Annotated in this window: 18 protein-coding genes; 10 read left to right on the top strand and 8 right to left on the bottom strand. The window is 59.0% G+C overall.

The window, feature by feature from the left end; genetic code table 11:
• Nucleotides 1-39 precede the first annotated feature (39 nt).
• Nucleotides 40-1,248 (bottom strand): homogentisate 1,2-dioxygenase, encoded by a 1,209-nt coding sequence (locus GO988_RS06885; protein ID WP_157563488.1) that lies wholly within the window; start codon nucleotides 1,246-1,248, stop codon nucleotides 40-42.
• Nucleotides 1,249-1,407: 159 nt separating this feature from the next.
• The gene (hppD, locus tag GO988_RS06890; RefSeq protein ID WP_157563492.1) at nucleotides 1,408-2,538 is read right to left on the bottom strand and encodes a 4-hydroxyphenylpyruvate dioxygenase; all 1,131 of its coding nucleotides are present in this window, start codon (nucleotides 2,536-2,538) and stop codon (nucleotides 1,408-1,410) included.
• Between the two features lie 186 nt (nucleotides 2,539-2,724).
• Here hppD and GO988_RS06895 point away from each other — a divergent pair, with 186 nt between their 5' ends.
• Nucleotides 2,725-3,615, top strand: a complete 891-nt coding sequence (locus tag GO988_RS06895; protein WP_157563495.1) for a LysR substrate-binding domain-containing protein — start codon at nucleotides 2,725-2,727, stop codon at nucleotides 3,613-3,615.
• A 72-nt stretch (nucleotides 3,616-3,687) separates the two neighbouring features.
• Here GO988_RS06895 and GO988_RS06900 read toward each other — a convergent pair whose 3' ends face one another.
• Complete coding sequence (locus GO988_RS06900) at nucleotides 3,688-5,868, bottom strand: protein-disulfide reductase DsbD family protein (RefSeq protein WP_157563498.1); 2,181 nt, start codon at nucleotides 5,866-5,868, stop codon at nucleotides 3,688-3,690.
• A 392-nt stretch (nucleotides 5,869-6,260) separates the two neighbouring features.
• Entirely contained in the window at nucleotides 6,261-10,670 is a 4,410-nt protein-coding gene (locus tag GO988_RS06905; RefSeq protein WP_157563501.1) for a DUF7619 domain-containing protein, read from the bottom strand.
• Nucleotides 10,671-10,888: 218 nt separating this feature from the next.
• Between GO988_RS06905 and lptB the strand changes: the two genes are divergently transcribed.
• Together lptB and GO988_RS06915 are read left to right on the top strand one after the other, a co-directional pair.
• Complete coding sequence (lptB, locus tag GO988_RS06910) at nucleotides 10,889-11,626, top strand: LPS export ABC transporter ATP-binding protein (RefSeq protein ID WP_157563504.1); 738 nt, start codon at nucleotides 10,889-10,891, stop codon at nucleotides 11,624-11,626.
• Nucleotides 11,627-11,809: 183 nt separating this feature from the next.
• Complete coding sequence (locus GO988_RS06915; protein WP_317164811.1) at nucleotides 11,810-13,336, top strand: GH3 auxin-responsive promoter family protein; 1,527 nt, start codon at nucleotides 11,810-11,812, stop codon at nucleotides 13,334-13,336.
• Nucleotides 13,337-13,411: 75 nt separating this feature from the next.
• Here the strand turns inward: GO988_RS06915 and GO988_RS06920 are convergent, their stop codons facing one another.
• Together GO988_RS06920 and tal are read right to left on the bottom strand one after the other, a co-directional pair.
• A complete protein-coding gene (locus GO988_RS06920; RefSeq protein WP_157563506.1) occupies nucleotides 13,412-13,828 on the bottom strand; it encodes a hypothetical protein in 417 nt (138 codons plus the stop codon).
• A gap of 161 nt (nucleotides 13,829-13,989) precedes the next feature.
• Nucleotides 13,990-15,129 carry a transaldolase gene (gene tal, locus GO988_RS06925; RefSeq protein WP_157563509.1) on the bottom strand — a complete coding sequence of 380 codons (1,140 nt, stop codon included), beginning with the start codon at nucleotides 15,127-15,129 and terminating at the stop codon, nucleotides 13,990-13,992.
• A gap of 558 nt (nucleotides 15,130-15,687) precedes the next feature.
• Between tal and GO988_RS06930 the strand changes: the two genes are divergently transcribed.
• The 4 genes from GO988_RS06930 (at nucleotide 15,688) to GO988_RS06945 (ending at nucleotide 19,616) form a co-directional block, all read left to right on the top strand.
• On the top strand, nucleotides 15,688-17,334 hold the full coding sequence (locus GO988_RS06930; RefSeq protein WP_157563511.1) for a CotH kinase family protein: 1,647 nt from the start codon (nucleotides 15,688-15,690) through the stop codon (nucleotides 17,332-17,334).
• Between the two features lie 454 nt (nucleotides 17,335-17,788).
• On the top strand, nucleotides 17,789-18,874 hold the full coding sequence (locus tag GO988_RS06935) for a metallophosphoesterase (protein WP_198172554.1): 1,086 nt from the start codon (nucleotides 17,789-17,791) through the stop codon (nucleotides 18,872-18,874).
• A gap of 104 nt (nucleotides 18,875-18,978) precedes the next feature.
• Complete coding sequence (locus tag GO988_RS06940) at nucleotides 18,979-19,299, top strand: hypothetical protein (protein ID WP_157563517.1); 321 nt, start codon at nucleotides 18,979-18,981, stop codon at nucleotides 19,297-19,299.
• 89 nt (nucleotides 19,300-19,388) lie between these two features.
• On the top strand, nucleotides 19,389-19,616 hold the full coding sequence (locus GO988_RS06945; protein WP_157563520.1) for a hypothetical protein: 228 nt from the start codon (nucleotides 19,389-19,391) through the stop codon (nucleotides 19,614-19,616).
• Nucleotides 19,617-19,751: 135 nt separating this feature from the next.
• On the opposite strand, the gene GO988_RS06950 is transcribed toward GO988_RS06945, so the two are convergent.
• Entirely contained in the window at nucleotides 19,752-20,048 is a 297-nt protein-coding gene (locus GO988_RS06950) for a hypothetical protein (protein ID WP_157563522.1), read from the bottom strand.
• A gap of 388 nt (nucleotides 20,049-20,436) precedes the next feature.
• On the opposite strand from GO988_RS06950, the gene GO988_RS06955 reads away from it, so the two are divergent.
• Nucleotides 20,437-20,712: a hypothetical protein gene (locus GO988_RS06955; RefSeq protein ID WP_157563525.1), complete on the top strand. Its 276-nt coding sequence runs from the start codon at nucleotides 20,437-20,439 to the stop codon at nucleotides 20,710-20,712.
• Nucleotides 20,713-21,062: 350 nt separating this feature from the next.
• On the opposite strand, the gene GO988_RS06960 is transcribed toward GO988_RS06955, so the two are convergent.
• Complete coding sequence (locus GO988_RS06960; RefSeq protein ID WP_157563528.1) at nucleotides 21,063-21,509, bottom strand: hypothetical protein; 447 nt, start codon at nucleotides 21,507-21,509, stop codon at nucleotides 21,063-21,065.
• 497 nt (nucleotides 21,510-22,006) lie between these two features.
• Between GO988_RS06960 and GO988_RS06965 the strand changes: the two genes are divergently transcribed.
• Nucleotides 22,007-22,402 carry a hypothetical protein gene (locus tag GO988_RS06965; RefSeq protein ID WP_157563530.1) on the top strand — a complete coding sequence of 132 codons (396 nt, stop codon included), beginning with the start codon at nucleotides 22,007-22,009 and terminating at the stop codon, nucleotides 22,400-22,402.
• Nucleotides 22,347-23,345, top strand: a complete 999-nt coding sequence (locus GO988_RS24085) for a hypothetical protein (RefSeq protein ID WP_232341434.1) — start codon at nucleotides 22,347-22,349, stop codon at nucleotides 23,343-23,345. Before GO988_RS06965 ends, GO988_RS24085 begins: the two co-directional genes overlap by 56 nt.
• The last annotated feature ends 14 nt before the right edge of the window (nucleotides 23,346-23,359 follow it).

Consider the following 23,359-nt stretch of genomic DNA (forward strand, 5'->3'; position numbering starts at 1 on the left):
CGGCCCGCCCAACTTAGAGGGGGTAGGAAGTAGGACCTGTTATTCGATGCGTTCGAGGCGCTGGCCTTCGCCAACGGCGGGCGCGGCAGCGGGCTCCAGCCAAGACTTATAATAAGTCCCATCGTCGAGCTTTAGGGCGGCTTCCGTGAGCATGAGCGGCCGGAAGGTGTCAATCATTACGGCATATTCGTCGGTACCGGTTTTGCCGATGCTGCGCTCGTAGGCACCCGGCGCGGGGCCGTGCGGAATGCCGCCGGGATGCAGCGTAATGTGGCCCTGCGCGATGTTGTTGCGCGACATAAAATTGCCGTCTACGTAGTACAACACCTCGTCTGAGTCGATGTTGGAGTGGTGGTAGGGCGCCGGAATGGCCTGCGGATGGTAGTCGAACAGCCGCGGCACAAACGAGCACACCACAAAGGCCTTGGTTTCGAACTGCTGGTGCACGGGTGGCGGCTGGTGCACCTTGCCAGTAATGGGTTGAAAGTTCTTGATGTTCAACCCGTAGGGAAAATTATAGCCATCCCAACCCACCACATCAAACGGGTGCGAGGGGTAGAGCAACTCGTGCAGCACGCCCTGCTTCTTAATTTTGACCACAAAATCGCCCAGCTCGTCGTGCGTTTCTAGCTCGGTGGGCAGCTTGTAGTCGCGCTCGGCGTAGGGCGCGTGTTCTAGCAGCTGGCCAAAGTGGTTGCGGTAGCGCTTGGGCGTGTAAATAGGATGAAACGACTCGGTGATAAACAACCGGTTATCTTCCCCATCAAACTCAATTTGGTAGATGATGCCGCGCGGAATCAGCAGGTAGTCGCCCGGCTCAAACTCGATATTGCCCAGCTGCGTGCGCAGCTTGCCGGTGCCTTTATGGATGAACAGCAGCTCGTCCGCATCGGCATTTTTGTAGAAATAAGCCGTGAGCGACTGGCGCGGCGCCGCCAGCGAAATGTGCACGTCGCCATTCACCAGCACTGGCGTCCGCGACTGCAAATAATCATCCTGCGGCGGCACCTGGAAGCCTTTCAGCAGCCGCGCTTTAATGCTCTTCTCGACCGCGATTTGGGGGGTAAGGTCCGTTTCGCCCAAGATTTCTTTCACCGTGGTAGGCCGGCGCAAGTGGTACATCAAGGACGACATGCCTTCGAAACCGATGGTGCCAAATAGTTGCTCGTAGTACAGCCCGCCCTCGGGCTTGTCAAACACCGTGTGGCGCGTGGCCGGCAGCCGGCCGAGCTTGTGGTAGATGGGCATCTTGCTAGTGATTACTAATGAGTTGATGAGTGGCTAACGACCAATCCTGCGTGTCATGCTGAGTCTGCGAAGCATCTTGCTCGCGTCCGTTGGATTACTACTGCCAGCGGCGAAAGTGGGATGCTTCGCAGGCTCAGCATCACGTTCTTTAGTAGGCACTTACAAGTTGCCTCGACGGTCTTGCTCGCGCTCTAGGCTCTCGAACAGGGCTTTGAAGTTGCCGGCGCCGAAGCTTTTAGCGCCTTTGCGCTGAATGATTTCGAAGAAAACCGTAGGGCGGTCCTCCACTGGCTTGGTGAAAATCTGGAGCAGGTAGCCTTCCTCGTCGCGGTCGGCCATGATGCGCAGGTTGCGCAGTGCCTCCACATCCTCGTCGATGTTGCCGACGTGGGCCCGCAGGTTGTCGTAGTACGAATCGGGGGTGTTGAGAAATTCCACACCGCGGCTTTTCAGCTCGCGCACCGTGCTGATAATATCGTCGGTGGCTACCGCAATGTGCTGCACGCCCTCGCCCTCGTAGAAGGTCAAGTATTCCTCAATCTGCGATTTTTTCTTGCCCTCGGCCGGCTCGTTGATGGGAAATTTCACGTAGCCATTGCCGTTGCTCATCACCTTGCTCATGAGGGCCGAGTATTCGGTCGTAATCTGCTTATCATCAAAACTTAGGATGTTGGTGAAGCCCATCACCTCCTCGTACCATTTCACGGTTTCGTTCATGCGGTTCCAGCCCACGTTGCCCACGCAGTGGTCTACGTAGAGCAGGCCAGCGGGCGCCGGGTTGAAGCTCGACTCCTGGGCCACGTAGCCGGGCAAAAAGGCGCCGTGGTAGTTTTTGCGCTCGATGAACAGATGCACCGTTTCGCCATAGGTGTAGATGCCCGCCGTGCGCACCTCGCCAAACTCGTCGGTGAGCACTTTGGGTTCTTGGTAGCTGCGGGCGCCGCGGCTCATCGTCTTTTCGTAGCTCTCAAAAGCATCTTCTACCCACAAGGCCAGAATTTTAACGCCATCGCCGTGCTGGCGCACGTGCGCCGAAATCTCGTGGTCGGAGTGCATAGCGGTGGTCAGCACCAGCCGAATTTTACCCTGCTGCACCACGTAGCTGGCGCGGTCGCGCACGCCGGTTTCGGGGCCGGCGTAGGCCACCGTCTGGAAGCCAAACGCGGCCTTGTAGTAGTAGGCCGCCTGCTTGGCATTGCCCACGTAAAACTCGAGGTAGTCGGTACCGAGCAGGGGTAGGAAGTCGGTAGTAGCGCGCTGCTGTAGCTCCTGGGCGACGAGGGTTTCCATGAGAGGAGGGGGTAGGGTGGGGATGGAAGTATTTTTAAGGATAAAAAAGGCGGCCCTGCTGCGCTTGCCGCAATAGGACGTTCTTTTTAAAACGTATTTACCACGCAATACTAACGCTTGTTAGCCACCAAGTCCAATATCAGTTTATTATGAGGCTGATAAGAATTTCTTATCGAAATTTGCCTAATGGAACTCCGCCAGTTGCGTTATTTTGCTGAGGTAGCTACCGAGCGGCATTACGGCCGGGCGGCCACCAAACTATGCGTATCGCAGCCGGCCCTTAGCCAGCAAATTCAACTGCTAGAGAGCGAATTAGGCGTCGAGTTATTCGACCACGCGCAGCGCACCCGCCAGCGCAAAGTAGTGCTCACGGAGGCCGGCACCGTGTTTTTGGCCGAGGCCCAGCGCCTGCTGCACCTTAGCCGGCAAGCCATTGAAGCGGTGCGCCGCGTGGGCTCGCAGCAAAAAACGGTAGAGCTCGGCTACTACCAACTGTTGCGCCCCGACCGCTTGGTGGGCATTGTGCAGCGCTTCAACCAGAGCTTCCCCGACGTGCAGTTTCACCTGCACGAGCTACCCACCTTCCGGGCCGTGCAAGAAGCCCTAATGGCCGAAACTATTGACCTGGGCCTAACCATGCTGCCCCTGCTGCACCCCGAGCTGGCGGCGCGGCCCTTCGGCCAGGGCGGCCTGGCCGTGGCCCTACCCACTGCCCACCCGCTGGCCACTGCTGCCGAGGTGCCGCTGGCCGCCCTGGCCCACGAGAGATGGGTCGAAATCAGCCGCCCGCTGCACCCGGTGTACGACGAGATAGAGCACCTCTGCCAGCAGGCGGGCTTTAGCCGGCGCGGGGCCATTGTACAGGAAGTATCGTCGCTGGAGCTACTCAGCAACCTCGTCAGCTTGGGCATTGGCATCGCCTTTGTACCCTCGTTTTTTGACCTCAGCCAAGTGCCGGGGGTAGTGGCGCGGCCGCTGCACGTAGCCAGCGGCGACGCCCTGACGCTTACGCAGTGCGTGGCTTATTTGGCAGCGCGGCCTGCGCCCTTGTTGCAGGCGTTGGTGGGGCTGGTATAAGCCCAAAAAGCGGCCATGCTCTATCCAGAGCATGGCCGCTTTCTTAATTGACCAAATGGTTTTTACCAGCTGTTACTTCATCGCCGCCAAACCTTTATCCAGGAAAGCTAGGAAATTGGCGGGGTCGTAGTTAGCGCCTTGGGGCGCCACCAGCACGCGCTCGGTGCGGGGGTCGAGCAGTACGTAGTCGGGCTGCGAGTTAGAGCCGTAGCGGCTGGCCTGAAAGTCACTCCATTTGTTGCCAATGGTGCGAATTTTCTTGCCGCTGAACTTTGAAACCGTTTGCTCGGCGGGGGCCAGGTCGGTCTTGTCGTCTACGTAGAGTTGCACCAGCACAAAGTCGTTGCGCAGGCGCTGCAACACGGCCGGGTCGGGCCACACGTTGGCTTCCATCTTGCGGCAATTCACGCAGGCATTGCCAGTGAAGTCAATCATAATGGGCTTATTAGCTTGCGTAGCGTAGGCGCGGGCCTCGTCGTAGTCGAAAAACGCATCGAGCCCCAGCGGGGCGTGAAACAGCTCGCCGTACTTGCGCACAGGATGCGCTGGGGCAGCCGCGCTACCCCCACCGCCGCCGCTGAGCGTGGGCGTGTAGAGGTCGAAGTCTTGGGTGTGTTGGGGGGGTAGGAACGCCGACACCGACTTGAGCGGCGCGCCCCACAAACCGGGCACCAGGTAGGTAGTAAAAGCCAGCACCACAATGGCCAAAAACAGCCGAGGCAGCGACACAAATGGCAGTTCGCTGTCGTGCGAAAACCGAATTTTGCCCAGCAGGTAGAAACCTAACAGTGCAAAAATCACAATCCACAGAGCTAAAAACAGTTCGCGGTCGAACCACTGCCAGTGGTAGGCTAAGTCTACATTAGAGAGGAATTTCAGGGCCAGCGTCAGCTCCAAAAAGCCGAGCACCACCTTCACCGAGTTCAGCCAGCCGCCCGACTTGGGCAGCGCTTTCAGCCACGACGGGAACAGCGCAAACAGGGTAAATGGCAGCGCCAAAGCAACTGAAAAACCGAACATGCCGGCCGTTGGCCCCAGGTAGGCGCCCGTGCTGGCCGCCTGCACCAGCAGCGTGCCGATGATGGGGCCGGTGCACGAAAATGATACCAGCGCCAGTGTGGCCGCCATAAAGAAAATACCTAGCACGCCGCCTTTATCGGCTTCGGTGTCAGTTTTGGCAATCCAGGAATTGGGCAATGTCAACTCGAACGCACCCAGAAAGGAGGCCGCGAACACAACCAGCAACGCAAAGAAAAACAGGTTGAACAAGCCACTAGTAGCCAAGTCGTTCAGCGCATCGGAGCCAAATAAAACTGTAATCAACAGCCCCAGCGCCACGTAAATAACGATGATGCTGGCCCCGTAGAGCAGCGCCCGGCCCAGCCCCTGCTGGCGCGAGTGCGCCTGCTTGGTGAAGTAGCTAACCGTGAGCGGCAAGAGCGGAAAAATGCATGGCATAATAAGCGCCGCCAAGCCGCCCAGAAAGCCAGCCAGGAAAATGGCCCACAACGACTGGCTCGCCCCCGAAGCTGGCGCATCGGCCAAGACTTTGGTAGTACTCGTTGGCGCAGTTGCGGCCGCAGCTTGGCGGCCCGAGTCGGCCGGAGCGGCAGCTAGCGCCGGGGCAGTGGGTGCGGCCGGCGGCGCGTCGGCCACCGGGGCGGGAGTAGGCACGGCTGGGGCCGCGGGTGCTACTGCCGTGGGCTTAGTGGCGGCGGGGGGGGTAGGGGCAGCCACGCCAGGCGCACTTGCTGCGGCACCAGCCGTCCCTTTCACGGCGATGCTGAAATCGAGGTCGTCGGGCGGCAGGCACTTTTCGTCGTTGCAGGCCATGAAGGTGAGGGTACCCTTCACGGTAGTTTGCGCGGCTTTGAGGCGAATTTTTTGGCTGAACACTGCCCGCTTGGGAAAGTAAGCAATGTTCATGTTGAACGCCTTCTCGAACATCTTGACGGGGGTAGGCTCCTCGCTCACCTTGCCCACCAGCTCGTAGTCGGGCGAGGGCGTGAACTTGAAGCTTGTGGGCTCGGGGCCTCCCTCCTCAATAAACTGCGAGTAAATGTGCCAGTTGCCGCTAATGGCAGCCGTGAAGGTGAGCGTGGCTTCGCCAGCGGCGCCGGGCTGGGCCGCAAATTTCCAGGTAACGGGGCGCTCTATCTGAGCCTGGGCCGGGCGGCCGAGGCCCAGCACTAACAGCACCAGTAGCCACGCCAGGCGCAGGGCGGCGGGGCGGCGAACAACAAAATCTAGCATATAAAGAACAACGGCCACGCGGCCGCAGCGAAAGTACGGGGCTGCAAAGGTCTGGCCCAGCGGCCTTCCTAACAGCCGCAACCAGCTGGCAGTTTGCGCCGGCGGTGCGCGGGCCACTGCCAATAGGCCCTGGCCGGCTACCTTACCCCAAGCAAAAGGCCGGCGCATAGAGATGCGTCGGCCTTTTGCTTGCTAAAAACTGACTCTTTGGTTTCTTAATTAGTACATGCAGGGAAATTCTGTGAATGCAGAAAGCACGTCATGCTGAGCTTGTCGAAGCATCTCTATCGCGCCACTAACACCCTAACGTCAGGAATTACTCACCAGGTAGAGATGCTTCGACAAGCTCAGCATGACGTGCTTTTGACTCTCGCTAACTTTCCTATACACTCTTAATGCACGGCCACTCGCTTAGTTACCGAGCCGCGAGCAGTTTGAATGACTATCAGGTACAGCCCTGGCCCGGCGGTGTCCAGCGTCAGTGGGAGCGTATCAGTAGCCACGCCGCCCAGGGTTTGCTGGAGCACGAGTTGGCCCAGCGCATTGTACACGCGCACTTCTTGCAGGGCAAAATCGGCGTGCTGCCAGTCGAGCGTGAGGGGGCCGTGCGTGGGGTTGGGGTACACCGTCACGGCCTGGTCGGGCCCGAGGTCGAGCACCTCAAAATTTTGGGCGCTGCGGGCGGGGCCGCCCGCGCCGGCCAGCGTTACGGGCCCGGTGCGCACCCCCTTGGGCACGACTACCACCGCCTGCGTGGCGCTGCGGCTGAGCACCCGGGCCGCTACCCCGTTCACGTAAACGGTATCGGTCTGCCCGTCGGCGTTGAAGTTCTTCCCGCTAATAGTGAGGGTAGTACCTACGCTACCCTCGCGGGGCGCGAAGTCGGTGATGGTAGGCGCAGGTACAAAAACAAAGCTGGCCGCCGAGACCACCTGGCCGCCCGGCGTGCGCACCGTGAGCGGGCCCGACTCGGCGGTGCTGGGCACTTGCACCCGTAGCTGGGTGGCGGTGGCCGCCACTACCGGGGCGGCCACTGTGCCCAGCAGCACGACGTTGCGGGCTGCCGTTTCGGCAAAATTCGTCCCGTTGATGGTCAGCACCGTACCGGCCTTAGCCTTGCCCGGCCCGAAGGCGCTAAGCGTGGGCGGATACCACACCCGGAACGGCTGCGCGCTAGCTACTTGCCCGCCCAGCGTGCGTAGGGTAACAAGGCCCGTGTGCGCGCCAGCGGGCACTTCCACCGTTAGCTCGGTGGCCGAGGCGCGGCGCACCACAGCCGCTACGCCGTCAAAAGCCACCGAATCTTGCCGACTATCGGGCGAGAAGCCGGTGCCGGTGAGTGTGATGACGGCGCCCGGCACGCCTTCGGCCGGTGCTACGGCTGCCAGGGTGGGCGGGGGGTAGGCGAGGAAATCGGTCGCGCTGCGCACGCCGCCATTGGGCGTCACTACCTGGATTTTGCCGGGTGTGGCGCCGGCTGGCACCCGCACCGTGAGGGTGGTAGGGGTGGCGCTGAGCACCGCCGCCGCCACGCCGTTGAACAGCACCTGGTTGTGCGTCGTCGTGGCGTCGAACCGCTGGCCGGTTATCGTCACCAGCGTGCTGACCCGGCCTTGGGCGGGCGCAAAGCGGCTGATGCTGGGCGAGGCCACCAGGTCGGCATACGCCAGCTGCACGGCCGGCACTACCTGGGCGGGCACATCGTAGAGGCGGTTGGTGGTGGTATTGGTGCGCACCGGTTCGTTGTAATCGAAGAAAATATCGGCGTAGTTTTCAATCAACGTCTTCGGCGCCAAGCCCGCTTTAGGCTGAATGGTGAACTGCACAAAGCCCTGGCTGCCGAGCGGGTCGCGGGCGCTTTCGGGCAGCGTGAGGCCGCTAAAGGTGAAGGTGAGCACTGGCCGGTCTTTGCCCGAAACCGTGAGTTGGTACGGATGCGACGCGGCGCCCACGCGCAGCGTGCGCAGGTCGAGGCCGGCGGCCAGGGTATCCACCACCGTTACGTAGTAAGCCGGCGCGGTACCCGTATTCTGGAAGCGCACCTGGTAGGCCAGCGGGCTGCCGGTGGGCGTGTAGTGCTGGGCCGTGGTGCCCTGCGGCCACACCTGCTTATCGTTAGGGTCGAAGGAATCGACGACGGGCTGGCAGTCTTCGGCCACTTGCGGATTGCCCGCGTTGGGGGGTAGGGCGCGCAGGGCCGCATTGGGCGCGGCGCCGGTGTGCAGGGCCGCTACTTCGACGGTGGCGCTGGTTTGGGATTGAAGGGGGTGGCCGGCGGGCTGGTCGGCTTCGAGGCGCACCGCCGAGCGAGTGGCCGGCACGCGCAGCACCAGGCTGTCGCCGGCGGCTAGGGCGTAGGCGTGCGTGAGCGCCAGCTGCGCATCTTGGTACACGCGCAGCGCTAGGCTGTCGGTGGTGGCGCCCTTGCCTTGGTTGCGCAGCACGAAGCGCACCTGGTTGTTGGCCTCCACCCGGCTGCTGATGGCCATCGACGCCTTGTTCCAGGCCGAAGGCTCGGGGTAGGAATTGGCGGGCGTTATCCAGGCTTTGGTGCACAGCGTGAGGCCCCGGATGGCGGTGTTGCCACACACCACCGAGTCTTGAATTGTGATGCTGCCCTGCCGGTTGGGGGGTAGGTCGCCGACGGCGAATACGTAGTTGCCCTGCGCATCGCGGGTGTGGGGCGCGCTGGCCGCCACAAATACCACGTACTCTGGCAGCGCCACCACCACCTGGGCGTTGGGCGCCAGGGCAAAACCCGTGTTGGCGTACGACACCGTGGTGCTGTTGCGAGCGCAGCGCCGGCGGCGGTTCACGGCTACGCTCACGCTGAGGTAGGGTGCAAGGCTTACTTGGTCGCCGAAGTTGGGCCCGCTGGCCGTGTTGCCGTACGAGGAGAATGCCAAGGGGGGGTAGGCGGCGCAAAGCAGCGCAATCGACCGGCCCACTTCGTGCGTCGGCAGCAGCTGCTGCACGGTGTAAGCACCGGTATCAACAGCAATTGAGTAGTTGCCATTGATATCCGACAGCCCGTAGTAGTTGCCCGGCTGCGCCACCACCGCAATGCCGGGTAGGGCAGGCTCGTTGGCCTCGCGGGTGCAGCTGTTGTTGAGGTCTTCGTAGATGTTGCCGGTTATCACGTTTTCGGGCCGCACGTTATTGCCGCTGTAGAGGCGAATGAGGTCGCCGCCTATCGTCACGAGCTGGCTGGCGCGGCGGTCCACGGCCAAAAAGCCCCAGATGTCGGGCAGAATGGTTTTACCCTTGCCCGCGGCATCGTACACCTGCAAGCCCGCCACGAGGCTGCTGGTCACGTACATGTTGCCGGCGCCATCCACAGCCATGCGCACCGTGCTCACCGACACCGAGCCGCCCATGGTGGTGCGCTCGCCAAACTCGCGCAGCAGCTGGCCATCGGGCGTGAAGCGCTGCACGCGCAGCCCGCCGTTGTCCACGGCGTACACGAAGCCGTGCGCATCGATGGCCACGGCCTGCGGCAGCCACAGTTGCCCCGCCCCTACCCCCCACGTGCCAATGGGGGGCAGCTGGTTGCCCTGCGCATCAATGCGGCGCACGCAGCCGCCGTAGTAGTCGGTGACGTACATGGTGCCGGCCGCGTCCACGGCCAGCCCAATGCCCGACGAGTTGTAGCCAATATTGCCGCCCAGCTTATTATAGGTTGCCAGCACGCGGCCATTGGGGGCTATTTTGGTGATGCTGGCCGGCGAGCTCCAGGCCATCTCGTAGATATTGCCTACCGCATCCACAGCCAGCGCGGCGGGGTCAAACACGCCCGGAAACTGCGCCAGCAGCTGGTGGTTAGCCGCATACTTACAGATTTTACCTTGCAGTGGGTCGTGGTAGTAGTAGTTGCCGGCCGCATCCATGGCCAGCGGCCCAAATGTGCCCAGGTTGCCCCAGCGGTTCAACTGTTTGCCGCTGGCGTCGAACTTGAGCAGGCGGCTGTCGCCGTGGTGGCCAAAGGTGGAGGCGTACACGTTGCCGGCCGCGTCCAGCGCAATCGGTGTGTGGGTGCTGTTGCTCCAGTCGTAGCCCGCCTCCAGCGCGCGTTGGTACACGCCAGTTCTGCTGTATTTCAGTACGCCGCCGCCCCGGAAGGTGCTTAGGTAGAAATCCCCCGCCGCGTCTACCGCCAGCGAAGTGCCTTCGTCAGTCGATACTGGCCCGAGCGCGATGGTTTGCAACAGCGCGCCGCTGGCCGAGAGCTTGGTAATCATCAAGCTCTGGTCAAACAAATAAATGGCCCCGTCGGCGTCCAGCGCCACGTCCATGGGTCGGTCGAGCTTGTTGCTGCTAGTGGCCTTGTATTCAAATAAAAACTTGCCGTTGGTGTCGAATTTTTGCAGACGGTTGTTGCCCGTGTCGGCCACGTAGATGTTGCCCGCGCCGTCCACGGTCAGGCTGTTGGCGTAGGTGAACTGCCCTGGTGCGCTGCCCGCAGTGCCAAACTCCAGCAGTAGCTTGCCGGCTGGGTTGTATTTCTGCACGTAGCTGTAGGTGTAGTTGGCCACGTACAGATTGCCCGCGTCGTCGATGCCCAGGCCAAAGCCGCCGTATTTGTGCGTTTCCAGCACGATGCTTTGCACCAACTCGCCTTTCGCATTCAGCTTCGTGATGCCGGGGCCATCGAGCAAGTAGATAAAGCCGGCCTTGTCCACCACCAAATCGTAGGGGTCAGACACCGGAGTACCAATAGTTTTGGTCAGCTGAAAAGCCGGAGCTTGCCCAAACCCAGCCAACCAATTTCCCCACAGTATAAAAAAGAGTAAGTATTTAGGCATAAGCAAGTAGATAATATTCCGTAGCAAAGAAACGATAGCGCGGCACTTACCTCAAAACCCAGCTCGCCACGCCGCCAACAGCTTTCATTAGCCACCGCCAAAGCACTTTATTTCGCGGCCCGCGTTAGCTACTTCCGAGCTGCCGGCTTGCGCGGCCCTACCCCCCTTGGGCGCCCGCAGCCGAGCGGCGGCCTTGGGTTTTACCTTTGTCCCTGTCTATGATTCTTCGCGCCGAGCACCTCGTTAAGCAATACAAAGCCCGCACCGTCGTCAACGACATGTCGCTGTCCGTGGCGCAGGGCGAAATAGTGGGGCTGCTGGGCCCCAACGGCGCCGGCAAAACCACCTGTTTCTACATGATGGTGGGCATGGTGAAAGCCAATTCGGGCCGCATTTTCGTCGATGACGAAGACATTACCCGGCTGCCCATTTACCAGCGTGCCCGGCGCGGCATGGGCTACTTGGCCCAGGAAGCCAGCGTGTTTCGCGACCTGAGCGTGGAGGAAAACATCCTTTCGGTGCTCGAAATGACGGACATGCCCAAAAAAGCGCAGCACGACAAAGTAGAGGAGCTGCTCGATGAGTTCAGCCTCGGCCACGTGCGCAAAAACCTGGGCAAGGTGCTGAGCGGCGGCGAGCGCCGCCGCACCGAAATAGCTCGCGCGCTGGCCGTAAGCCCCAAGTTTGTGCTGCTCGACGAGCCATTTGCGGGCGTCGACCCCATCGCCACCGAGGAGATTCAGGGTATTGTGGCCAAGCTCAAGCACCGCAACATCGGCATCCTCATCACCGACCACGACGTGCAAGCCACGCTCAGTATCGTAGACCGCGCCTACTTGCTCTTCGAGGGCAAGCTGCTCAAAGCCGGCACCGCCGAAGAGCTGGCCGAGGATGAAACCGTGCGCCGCGTGTACCTGGGCAAGAACTTCGAGTTCAAGCGCAAGTATTTTGATTAATCGTTTGCTCTCTTGAAAAAGGTCATGCTGAGCGCAGCCGAAGCATCTCGCTCGCAGCACTAATCAATACCGTTGAACGATTAGGCTAGTGCTGCGAGCAAGATGCTTCGGCTGCGCTCAGCATGACGTTCTTCTTGAAACTCACCTTGAAATTCAAGATTTTCAATTCATAACTAGAACAAAGTGCTCGACCAGCTCATTGCCGCCGCCGTTCAGCTGGGGAGCCTGCCCCGGCTGGCCCGCGTGCGCCAGCAGCCGCTGGCCACGCAGGCGGCCGTGCTGCGCTACTTGCTGGGCCGGGCGCAGGGCACCGAGTGGGGCCGCCGCTACGGCTACGCCACCAGCCTGCGTGCCGACGAGTTTGCTCGCCGCGTGCCCGTAAGCACCTACGAGCAGCTATACCCCGAGCTCGAAAAAGTGCTGCGCGGCCAGCCCAACGTGCTGTGGCCCGGCCCTACCCCCCACTGGCAGGCCCGCAGCAGTGGCACCACCAACGCCCGCAGCAAGTACATCCCGCTTACCACTGAGGCGCTGCACGGCAACCACTACCGCGCCGGCCGCGACATGCTGGCCCTTAGCACGCACCTCTACCCCGCCCACCGCGTGCTGCAAGGCAAAACCCTGAGCCTGGGCGGCACCCGCGGCCCCAGCCCCTTCGGCGGCGCGGCGCAGGCCGGCGATGTGTCGGCGCTCATCATGCAGGGCCTGCCGAGCTGGGCCGAGTACCTGCGCACGCCGCCCCTGCCCCTGGCGCTGCTCGATGAGTGGGAAGAAAAAATTGAGCGCATTGCCTGGCACGTGCTGCACCAAGATGTGCGCGTGCTGGCCGGCGTACCTACCTGGATGATAGTGCTGCTGCGCCGCGTGCTCACGCTGGCCGGCGCCACCGACATCTCGCAGGTGTGGCCGCGGCTGGGTTTGTTCTTGCACGGCGCGGTGGCGTTTGGGCCCTACCGCGAGTTGTTTAAGCAGCTCATTCCGAACCCGCAAATGCGCTACCTCGAAATCTATAATGCTTCGGAGGGCTACTTTGCCTTGCAGGACGAGCCCGACTCGGAGGACTTGCTACTGCTGCTCGACCACGGTATTTACTACGAGTTTTTGCCCGCCACCGAGTTCAACTCGCCTACCCCCCGCCCCGTGCCGCTCGAAGCCGTGGAGGTAGGCCCCACCTACGCGCTCGTCATCAGCACCAATGCTGGGCTGTGGCGCTACCTCGTGGGCGATACCGTGCGTTTTACGTCGCTACAGCCTTACCGGGTGCGCATTACGGGCCGCACCAAGCACTTTCTCAATGCCTTTGGCGAAGAGGTAGTGGTAGAGAATGCCGAAGCAGCCGTGGCGGCCGCGGCCCGTGCCACGGGCACGCTGGTGCGCGATTTTACGGCAGCGCCCATCTACTTTGCTACCGGCGCGGCCACTTCGCGCGGCAGCCACGAGTGGGCCGTGGAGTTTACCGGCCCGCCGCCCGCCGATGCGGCGCTCTTTGGCCACACCCTCGACCAAGAACTGCGCCGCCTCAACTCCGACTACGACGCTAAGCGCCACCGCGACATCGCCCTGGCCGCCCCGCGCCTGCACCTGCTGCCCGCCGGCACCTTCGAGGCCTGGCTGCGCAGCCGCGGCCGGCTAGGTGGCCAGTTCAAGGTGCCGCGCCTCAGCAATTCGCGGCAGATATTGGAGGAGGTGCTGGCCTGCCAGCCGGCGTAGGCAGCCAGCCCTACCCCCGCCAGATGCGCACAGCTTGGCAAACAGCCAATTTTTCGTAGCTAAGTACCTGCTGCGCTACTGCGCGCTAGTTGGCCGTAGCAGCCAGGCTTCGGCCTCGGCCGGGTCTTCGAAATAAGCAAAGTCCAGCGGCTGGTTGAGGCGGCTACCGATTTCCCGAGTAGCAGACCGGCTCGCCGTGTCGGCCGTTTCCACAATGGCGCAGCGGCGGTAGCCCACTTCGCGCATGGCGCGCGGAATCCAATTCTCTAGCAGCCAGAGCCGGAGCACCGCCGGAATGGGCTGCGGCTGCGTGTGCTTAATCAAGAGTGCCGTTACCTCGTAACGACGCATGGCCCCCAGAATGTGCTCGTAAATAGCGCGCAGCTCGGTTTCGGAAGAGTCCATTGCCCGCCAATCGGCCCGGATGTAGCCGGCAGGGTAATAAGTTATCTCGGCCGCCGGGTTGCGGAAATATTGGCTGGGTTGGCTCACGAATACGTGTAATTTTCCTAAACCTGTTGCTATACGTGCCCCAGGCCGCGCGCGTTGCCTGCGGCACGCAAAAGCCCCAGCGCCGGCCAGCACTGGGGCTTGGTATACAAGGCGTTGTACTACCCTGAACCTCCTGCAGGGGGTAGGGTAGCGCTGCTTAGCTACTTGCCGGCTACGGCGCTCACGGCTTGTTCGCGCTTCTTCTCTACCGAGTCTATCAGCTTGCCGAAAGGTTCGATGAATTTCTGCACCCCTTCTTTTTCCAATTGGGCCGTCATGGCGTCGAGGTCGATGCCTACTTTGGGCAGGTCGCGCAGCACAGCTTCGGCCAGGGGCAAGCCCTGCTCCAGGCGGTCGGCGGGCTGGCCTTTTTGCTTGAAGATGTCCATGGTTTCCACCGGAATGGTGTTCACCGTTTTGGGGCCAATCAGGCCTTCTACGTACTTAAGGTCGTCGTATTTCGGGTTTTTATTGCCTGTGCTCGCCCACAGCAAACGTTGCGTATTTGCGCCTTTTGCGGCTAGGGCTTCCCAGCGCGGGCCAGCAAAGATTTGCTTGTACATCTGGTACGCCTGCTTGGCACTGGCCAGCGCCACTTGGCCCACCAGCGACTCGGCCAGTTGGCCTTTTTCGCCGCCTTCGGCCGCTATCTTTTCCAGCTGCGGGTCAATCAGCACGTCAATGCGGCTGAGGAAGAAGCTGGCTACCGAATCGATGCCTTCTAGCGACTGCCCAGCCTTGGCGCGGTCTTCGAGGCCCGCAATAAAGGCTTCCGTAACGGCGCGGTAGCGCTCCAAGCCAAAAATCAGGGTTACGTTGATGTTGATGCCCTCCGAAATCAGCTGCCGAATGGCGGGTAAGCCTTCCAGAGTGGCGGGCACTTTTATCATCACGTTGGGCCGGGCCACGTCTTTCCACAACTGGCGGCCTTCGGCAATGGTCCCTTCCGTGTCGTGGGCCAGCTTGGGCGATACTTCGAGGCTCACGTAGCCGTCGCTCGAATTGTCGTGGCTGTCGTAGAGCGAGCGAAACAAGTCGCACGCGGCCTGCACGTCGGCCACGGCCAAGCCAATGTAGATTTCCTCAGCCGACTTGCCCTGCTGGGCCTGCGCCTGAATGGTGTCGTCGTAATCGGCACTGCCGCCAATGGCTTTCTCAAAAATGGCGGGGTTGGAGGTCACGCCCCGCAGCGCATCTTCCTCAATGCGGCGCTTGAGCTCGCCGTTTTGCAACACTTTACGGCTGATGAAGTCGAGCCACAGGCTCTGGTCGAGGCGGCGTATGTCTACTAAAGGGTTCATGGCAAAAGGGGCTTCTTAATAGAAGGTAAGAACAGCTAACCAACCAGGTAGTTGGCCGGCTGCCTGCCTGCTGATACGAAAAACGCGGGGTTTAGGGAATTATCGGCAAGTTATACTTAATAGCAGTGTCCCGCCTACGCCGCACCGCCACGCGTTGCTACCGCGCGCGGGCGGCAGTGGGCCAGCGCCTACCCCCCATGCACAGCAGGAGCAAACCGATATTCGCCCCAAGCTTGCTAGGCTAAAAGTTATATTTATTATTCAGGTAGCCTACATGTATTTACAACCTTTTTTCGCTGGCTAGTCACCAGCGGAGCCGCATCAGCGACTCGTGCAACTTACCAAAAAAACAACATTTACTTATTCTTCGGTGCCCGGCCTTTACAAAGTAGCGGGTCGTGCTTCATGACACTTTAGCACACAAGCGCTTATACTTTAGAACATATAGATAATGAGTATTTGCATGAATACGCTTTTTCCGCGTTATTTGTACCCTTATTTGCGATAAGAAACATTTCTATTGCATTTTACTCATATTCTATACTCTTTTTTCTCTGCATGAAGCACCTCTTATTCACGCTACTGCTTAGCTTACCCTTGTCTAGCTGGGCCCAAGTTGTTCCGTTGCCAGGCCTAGGTTTTCTCTCTTCTGATTTGCCAATTATTGTTATTGATACCCACCAGAAGGAAATTCTGGACGACCCCAAAATTGAGGCCGATATGGGTATCATTGACAACGGCCCAGGCAAGCGCAACCTTGCAACTGATTCTTTTAATAATTATACTGGTAAGATTGGCATTGAAACCCGTGGTTCTTCTTCGCAGTGGTATTTCCCCAAAAAGTCCTTCGGGGTAGAAACCCGCGACGCGGCCGGCGAAGACCTCGACGCCAGCCTGCTCGGCATGCCGGCGGGTAGCGACTGGGTACTGTCAGCCAGTTACGGCGACAAGACCTTGATGCGCAATGTATTAACCTATCAGATATCTAACCAGGTAGGCAATTACGCCAGCCGCACCCGCTTTTGCGAAGTGGTAATAAACAATGTGTACCAGGGCGTGTACATTTTGGCCGAAAAAGTGAAGCGGGGCGCCGACCGCGTAAATATCAGCAAACTCAAAACCACTGATACGAAGGGCGATGCCCTTACGGGCGGCTATATCGTGAAGCTCGATAAGGCTACGGGTAGCTCGGCCGCCAACTGGACTTCTAAGTTCAAGAACCCGACTAATGCGCTAGAAAATGAGATACTTTTCCAGGTGGAATACCCGAAGCTGGAGGACATCAATTTGGCGCAGCGCAGCTACATCCAGGCCTACGTCGATAGCTTCGAGACGGCGCTGAGTGGCGGCAACTTCAACGATGCGCGCCGGGGCTACCGGCACTTCATTAACACGACGTCGTTTGCCGATTATTTTTTGCTCACCGAGCTGAGCCGCAATATCGACGGCTACTGCTTCAGCACGTATTTTTATAAGGACCGTACCAGCAAAAACGGCAAGCTGACCATGGGCCCCGCCTGGGATTATGACCTGGCTTGGGGTAGCGCGGCGCTTTGCGCGGGCAGCGACCCAGCGGGCTGGGTGTACAGCAATGCGAGCTGCGGACACCAGATTCCGTTTTGGTGGCGCCAGCTGCTGGCCGACCCGGCTTTCGTGCGCGAACTGCGCGCACGCTGGGACGTGCTGCGCTCGTCGGTGCTGAACCAGGCCAACCTCGACCAGCTCATTGATGCCAATGCGGCGCAGGTGGCCGAAAGCCAGGGGCGCAACTTTACGGCCTGGCCCATTTTGGGCGTGGGGGTATGGGCCAATGCAGTAGCCTTCCCTACCTATGGCGAAGAAGTTAACTACTTGAAAAACTGGATGCACCAGCGCTTGGCCTGGATGGATAACAACATACCCACCAACTCAAACCCCTTGCTAGCCACCAAAGCCCCCGTGGTATTTGCCGAGGCTACTGCCTCGCCGGTGCCGTTTGGGGCGGCGCTGGCCGTGGCCTACTCGCTGCCTAGCGCGTCGGTAGTGCGCGTGGCCCTGGCCGATGCCCTCGGGCGGCCTGTGTACCAGCAGGCCCTACCCCGCCAAAGCGTGGGCGAGCACGTGGTGCACCTCACTGACTGCGCCAAGCTGGCGCCCGGTGTATACTTTTTGCAGCTTACCTCCGACGCGGGCAGCCGGACGCTGCGCGTGGTGCACACCGAATAGTGCGTAGGGCCCGGCGGCTGGGCCCCACCCCCCTTCTTGGCGCCCACCTGCACTCAGCAACCACTGAGTATGGGTGGGCGCTTGGTATAGGAGCGCGTAGCTCGGGCCGCAAGCTGGGGGTAGGGCAACCAGAAAGATTTTGGGTAAAAGCCTGAACCACTGACTAAGGCATCAGCCGGCAGGTAGCGGCTGGCTGGCGCTGCCGAAGAATCTTTTATCCAATTCGGAAAAAGTGGTTACTGGCGCAAAATCACAGCGTAAGTCACACGTAAATTAGCGACTTAACTGCTTGCACAGCGGGGCAACCTTCTGCAGCTAGAGGTAGTTATAGCCCTATTAGCAGGGGCCGAGCCGCTACCCGGCGCGCCCCGCAAACGACCAGCCCGGCATGAGTATACCGCTACCTTTTTTGGCTAACACCTGGCCCCATTTCCGCCTACGTTGCTTAGTACTAATGCTTTTGCTGAGCCTAGGGGGCAGGGCTAGCTACGGGCAGCGTTTTGCGGCCATCGGCGACTATGGGTACGCGGGGCCGGCCGAAGCGCAGGTGGCGCAGATGGTCAAGGACTGGGACCCGGATTTTATTATTACGCTGGGTGACAACAACTACGACGTGGGCGACTCGACCACTATCGACCAGAACATCGGCCAGTACTTCCACAATTACATCTATAAGTACCGCGGGCGCTACGGCCCCAGCGCTTCTACCAACCGCTTCTTCCCGTCGCTTGGCAACCACGATTACTATACGCGCAACGGGGAAGCCTACCGCGACTATTTCACCTTGCCCGGCAATGGGCGCTACTACGATTTTGTGCGCGGCGACGTGCATTTTTTCGCCCTCGATAGCGACCCGGCCGAGCCCGACGGCGTCGATGCTAATTCGGTACAGGCGCACTGGCTGCAAGCCGGCTTGGCCGCCTCGCAAGCCCGCTGGAACGTGGTGTATTTGCACCACGCGCCCTATTCGTCGGGGCTGCACGGCAGCACGGCCGCTACGCGCTGGCCATATCGCGAGTGGGGAGCCTCGGTGGTGCTGGCGGGCCACGACCACCACTACGAGCGCCTAGAAGCCGACGGGCTACCGTACTTCGTGAATGGCCTAGGCGGCCGCAGTGTATACCGGGTAAACCGGGTGGCTTTAGCCGAAAGCAAGCTTATTTTCAATGGCGACTACGGCGCCATGCTTATCAATGCCACGCCCGACAGCCTGAAGTTGCAATTTTTTACGCGCACCCAGAAGCTCATCGATACTTACACCTTGCTGCGGCCCATCAGCCCCGAGCCCAAGCTGTACCCGGTTGCTCCCAACCCATTTCAGGAAGCCACTACGGTGGAGTTTTCGCTGCCTAGCCCCACTACGGTGCAGCTGCGCGTGCTCAATGTGCTGGGCCAAGAAGTAGCCACTCTGCACCAAGGCGAACTGCTAGCGGGCTGGCACCGCTTTCCGTGGGTGCGCGGCACCTTGCCCGCGGGCTTATACTATGTGCAATTGCTGGGCCCTGGCTTTGCGCAGGCTACCCAGGCCGTAGTGCTGTAAGCTTACCGTGGGTGGTGAGGGCGCCTACTAAGGCATGGCCAAACATCTGGCAGCGGGTGGCGGCGTTAGTGGGATGCCCTTAGCTGCGCTTATTCATTGTTCTTATGAAAAAATTAGTGTTAGTTGCCGGGCTGCTAGTGGCCTTCCTACCCCCTGCCCTAGCCCAAACAGTTCCGCCTCAGCCCGACCAGTACTGCATTTTGGAAACGGCTTCTCGAAGTGGCAATCGGTCGTTAGTGAGCTTAATCACGGGGGCCGACCCTGCCCAAACCCAGCAAACCGAGGAGGTAGCCCGTATGAAAACCTTCGAGTACGAAGTCGATGCTTTGAACTACCTAAGCAGCCGGGGCTGGGAGGTTATCAGCGTTGGGCAACGCAACCAGGGTGGAGGCGTGCGCTACTACTTACGGCGGCACCGGCCCTAATTTTGGTGGGCCTCGTAGCCTTCGCTGTGCGCGCGGCTGCATTATTTTCTCTTATTCTACTCTGCTTTCTGTGGCAAGCAGTTCTTCTTATGCATTCAGATAACCTTCCGGCAACTAAGATGCTGACCTTCTTATCGGCCGGCTCAGCTGCTGGTCAACAAGCGGCTCCCATTCCCTTCACCAAAGCCGAAATCCTCGCCTTCCCAGAGGTGAAGGAGTGGCTGGCAAAGGGCTACGAGTTGGACAGCTTTGATAATAAGCTGTCGCCCAAAGACGCGCAGCAGGTAATTCTGCTGGTGGTGCTTAACCGCCTTTAGCTTGCGGCGCCGCCCCTGGCGCTAACGCATAGCTAACTGGCTGCCTACCCTCAAGTAGCCTGGTGTACTCGCACAGGTGTTGTTCGGCGAGCGGTAACTCGCCCTGCGGCTGGCCGGTGGTTGCCCGCCAGAGGTTTAGTTAGCTACCCCCTGTACGGTGGCTTGCGGAGCATTGCTCGCTAGGGTGCTCGCCGGCTGTGCAGCATGCACCTCGTAGCTAACGGCGGCAGGCTGCGGCTCGGCAGAGTGATAAAAAAAGCGAACTAGCGCTACTATCATCAATACGGTAAAACTCATACCAATTAGTGCTGCTCGAATAGCGCCGAATGACATGTGAGTAGTTTCCTCTAATAGTAGGATATCCTCAGGAAATTGCATATTTTCCTGTAATTGAGTGCGCGGCTGGCAGCAATCTTGAATAGCATCTTTCATAGAGGACAAGTATACACCAATTATTTGTAAGTAACAGCTTAACTAGCTTTTTACTGACTGTCAGTTAGCATCTTGAATAAGATAAAGCAGAGTTATTTTATAATTAAAATCATTTTCACACTTACTTTACCGTCTATTGGTAATTTTTATTTCTCAAAATAAATTGTTTTTTTACCTTAAAGCAATCAGCGCAAGGGCCGGGATATATAAAGAGTGGCCAGTTACTTTTTAGCAGTTGACAGGATTACCACTCTGCTACCCCTACCCCCGCCCCATATGGCTAGCAACCTCTGCTAGGTACAATTTAATCGCCGCCGAGACTGGGCCAGCTCGGCAGGAAGTAATTTTCACCGGGCATAGCTTAGCGTTACTTGCCTTCTCGTATACATTGTCTACATTTTCAGCACTATATGAAGAAGTGCTTGCTGCTAACTACGGCTTTTTGGGCCATCAGCCGCCTGAAGTGTGCCCAGGGCCATTCAGAGCTGCCCATTCCCCTCTTACTGGCCTACTACGACAAGCTCAAAGCAAGAGCAGCCTGACGGCGGCCGAGCAGGAGGAGTTGCGCAGCAGCATCGAAAAAGTAGGAACCGAGATTCCTACGACCGTGATGCAGTTTGATGTTTACGGCAAGGACCTAGACATCAACACCGACAAGGCTTAGGCCTAATCCGGCGGCGCGAGATTGCCGAGCAGGCCAATAAAGTAGACTTGACCAAGCAGCGGGAAGAGTACCGCAAGCTCGAGGACAGATTGCCAATACCCTAGCTTAGTTCAACAAGGTGGACGAGCAGGGCAACTATGCCAAGTTTGTCGCCAGTGACTTCCTTAATCGTCAGTACTACGTCCTGACGATTAAGGAAATCACTAGCCTGCCCGCCAAGCTGAAGAACTTGTGCGCCACCCGATGGGGGTAGGCGGGCTTATTGTCTAGCTTAAGGTACCCTTTTCTTCACCGACGCTGAATATGCGAGTTGGCGCGAGCTATACCGCCCAGGTGATAGAATAAGGGGTTTAGCGCTCCAGGGTCGTCGTTTCCACAATTATTTGTGAATTGCCATTGGTCCCCGTGTCATAGGAAGTACTCGTGACAAGCCGCGTGGTGGTCAGTTCCAGAATTTTGTAGGTGTACGTGGAGAAGCCGGCTGTCGTGTACGTAGTGCCGGAAAGGCTATACGTATTGACTCCGCTCGAAAGTCCAGCGAGTGTCTCTTCCACCGTAGTGGCTGTAAAAACGCTGGTATAGAGCCCTTTTGTATACCTGGGCGACTTCGTGTAAGGCGCGCCAGTGGGCGGGGTATAGACATAGTCCTTGCCCGTGATATTCCATTTACCAATAATAAGCTCCTTATAAGTAGGCGCGGGCGCCGGGGTAGGGGTCGCGTCGTCTTCTTTTTTCGAGCAGCCGCTAGCACCTAGTAGCGAAAGGGGAAGAAGGGCGAGTAGCAGCAGTTTTTTCATGCTGCCAAACTACGCATGCTGTTCAGTGTCAATAGGGAATCAGGTAGGAAACGTAATAAAAAAACCCGACCATCTAGTTGGAATTTTTTATAGTTTAGTTTACAAACATGTGCTAATCAAGAAGTAACCTTGTCGCAATCAATAAATTCTTTATTTGAAGCCGCAGAAAGCAGACCCCACTTTCAAAGCTATGCGCGTCCAACTCATAGGGTTTACTCAAGGGTATTGAAGCTGTACTTATCACGCAGCCCAGTGCGTCGTTTAGCTGCATCGTGGCCGGTGTCATTCCCACTGCAATTACCAACTCTATACAGCAAAAGGAACTGAACTAACAAAAAGCTAATAATACCTTGATATACTACATTTTAATGGAAAAAATAAAGTTAGAATAAGTGTGCGCATAGCATCAATATGCGCTAAAGCTAGCCCTTGTTACTGTCGACCTTTTCGGGTACGGTGGGGCATCTCGGCCGACATATTTTTTGCTTATTCTTTATATGCAGCACTTCTCCCCTCTGACCCGCTGGCTGCTGCTGGCACTGCTCTTGCCCCTGGCCGCCCAGGCCCAGACTGGCGGCGTAGGCATCGGCACCATTACCCCCGATGCCTCAGCGGCGCTCGAAATAAAAAGCACCAGCCAGGGCCTGCTGCTGCCGCGCTTGAGCCTGGTCCAGCGCGACGCCCTCACGGCCAGCCCCACGGCCCCGCCCGTGCCGGGGCTGGTGATTTACCAAACTGATAACACCCCGGCCTTTACGCCTACGACGGGATGGCCTGGGAGCCGACAACCTGGGCAACCACACCGCCATTCAAACCCTGGACCTGCAAGGCAACGCCTTGACCGGCACCGGGGCCGACCTGGGCACGGTGGTCGGCGTGGGCATCCGGGCTGATGGCGGCCTCAACATCGGTCAGAATACGGCGGGCAACAACCTATTTGTGGGCTACCAGACCGGGCCGGCGACCACTTTTGATTCCAGCTATGGTGGTGGTTTCAATCAATTCGTGGGCTATCAGAGCGGCTATAATAATATAATAGGCTACCGGAACCTATTCAGTGGCTACCAGAGCGGCTTTAGTACGAAATATAGCTACCAGAACCAGTTCACGGGCTATCAGAGTGGCTATGGCGCTATTACCATCGGTGGTGGCAGTCCAACCCAGAACCAGTTCAGCGGCTTTCAGAGCGGCTATAGAAGTTTGGAAAGCAATAACCAGTTCAGCGGTTATCAAAGCGGGTTCAATATGGGGTACGGCCAATTCAACTTGTTTATCGGCTACCAAACTGGGTACAACAGCACGGGCACGGGCTTTTCTCCTTCCTATAATACGCTCATCGGCTACCAGAGTGGGTACCGGACGGGCTCCGGCTTTGCGACCGTCAACAATACCTTTCTCGGCTACCGCAGCGGCTACCTCAACACGAGTGGGAGCCATAACACACTCATGGGGCACCAGAATGGCTACAGCAACACAACTGGCAATCGGAACACGTTCCTGGGTTACCAGAGCGGTTACTATGCGACTACGGGTACCCTCAACACGGCCCTGGGCAATTTCTCCGGCCCGGCCCAAGGCTATGGAGACATCACCAATACCCTAGCCCTGGGCAGTGGGGCCACTGTGTTTAGTAGCAACACCATTCAACTCGGTGATGCCAACATTACCAGCCTGCGCTGTCAGGTGGGCCTGACCACCACCTCCGATGCCCGCTTCAAGTACGACGTGCAGGCCAACGTGCCTGGCCTGGCCTGGCCTTCATCACCCGGCTTCGTCCCGTTACCTACCGCTTCGACGAGGCCCGCCTGGGCACCTTCGAGCGCACCGGCACGCTAGCTGCCCGCAGTGCC

Origin of the sequence: Hymenobacter ginkgonis, assembly GCF_009755225.1 — a bacterium.
Lineage (GTDB): Bacteria > Bacteroidota > Bacteroidia > Cytophagales > Hymenobacteraceae > Hymenobacter > Hymenobacter ginkgonis.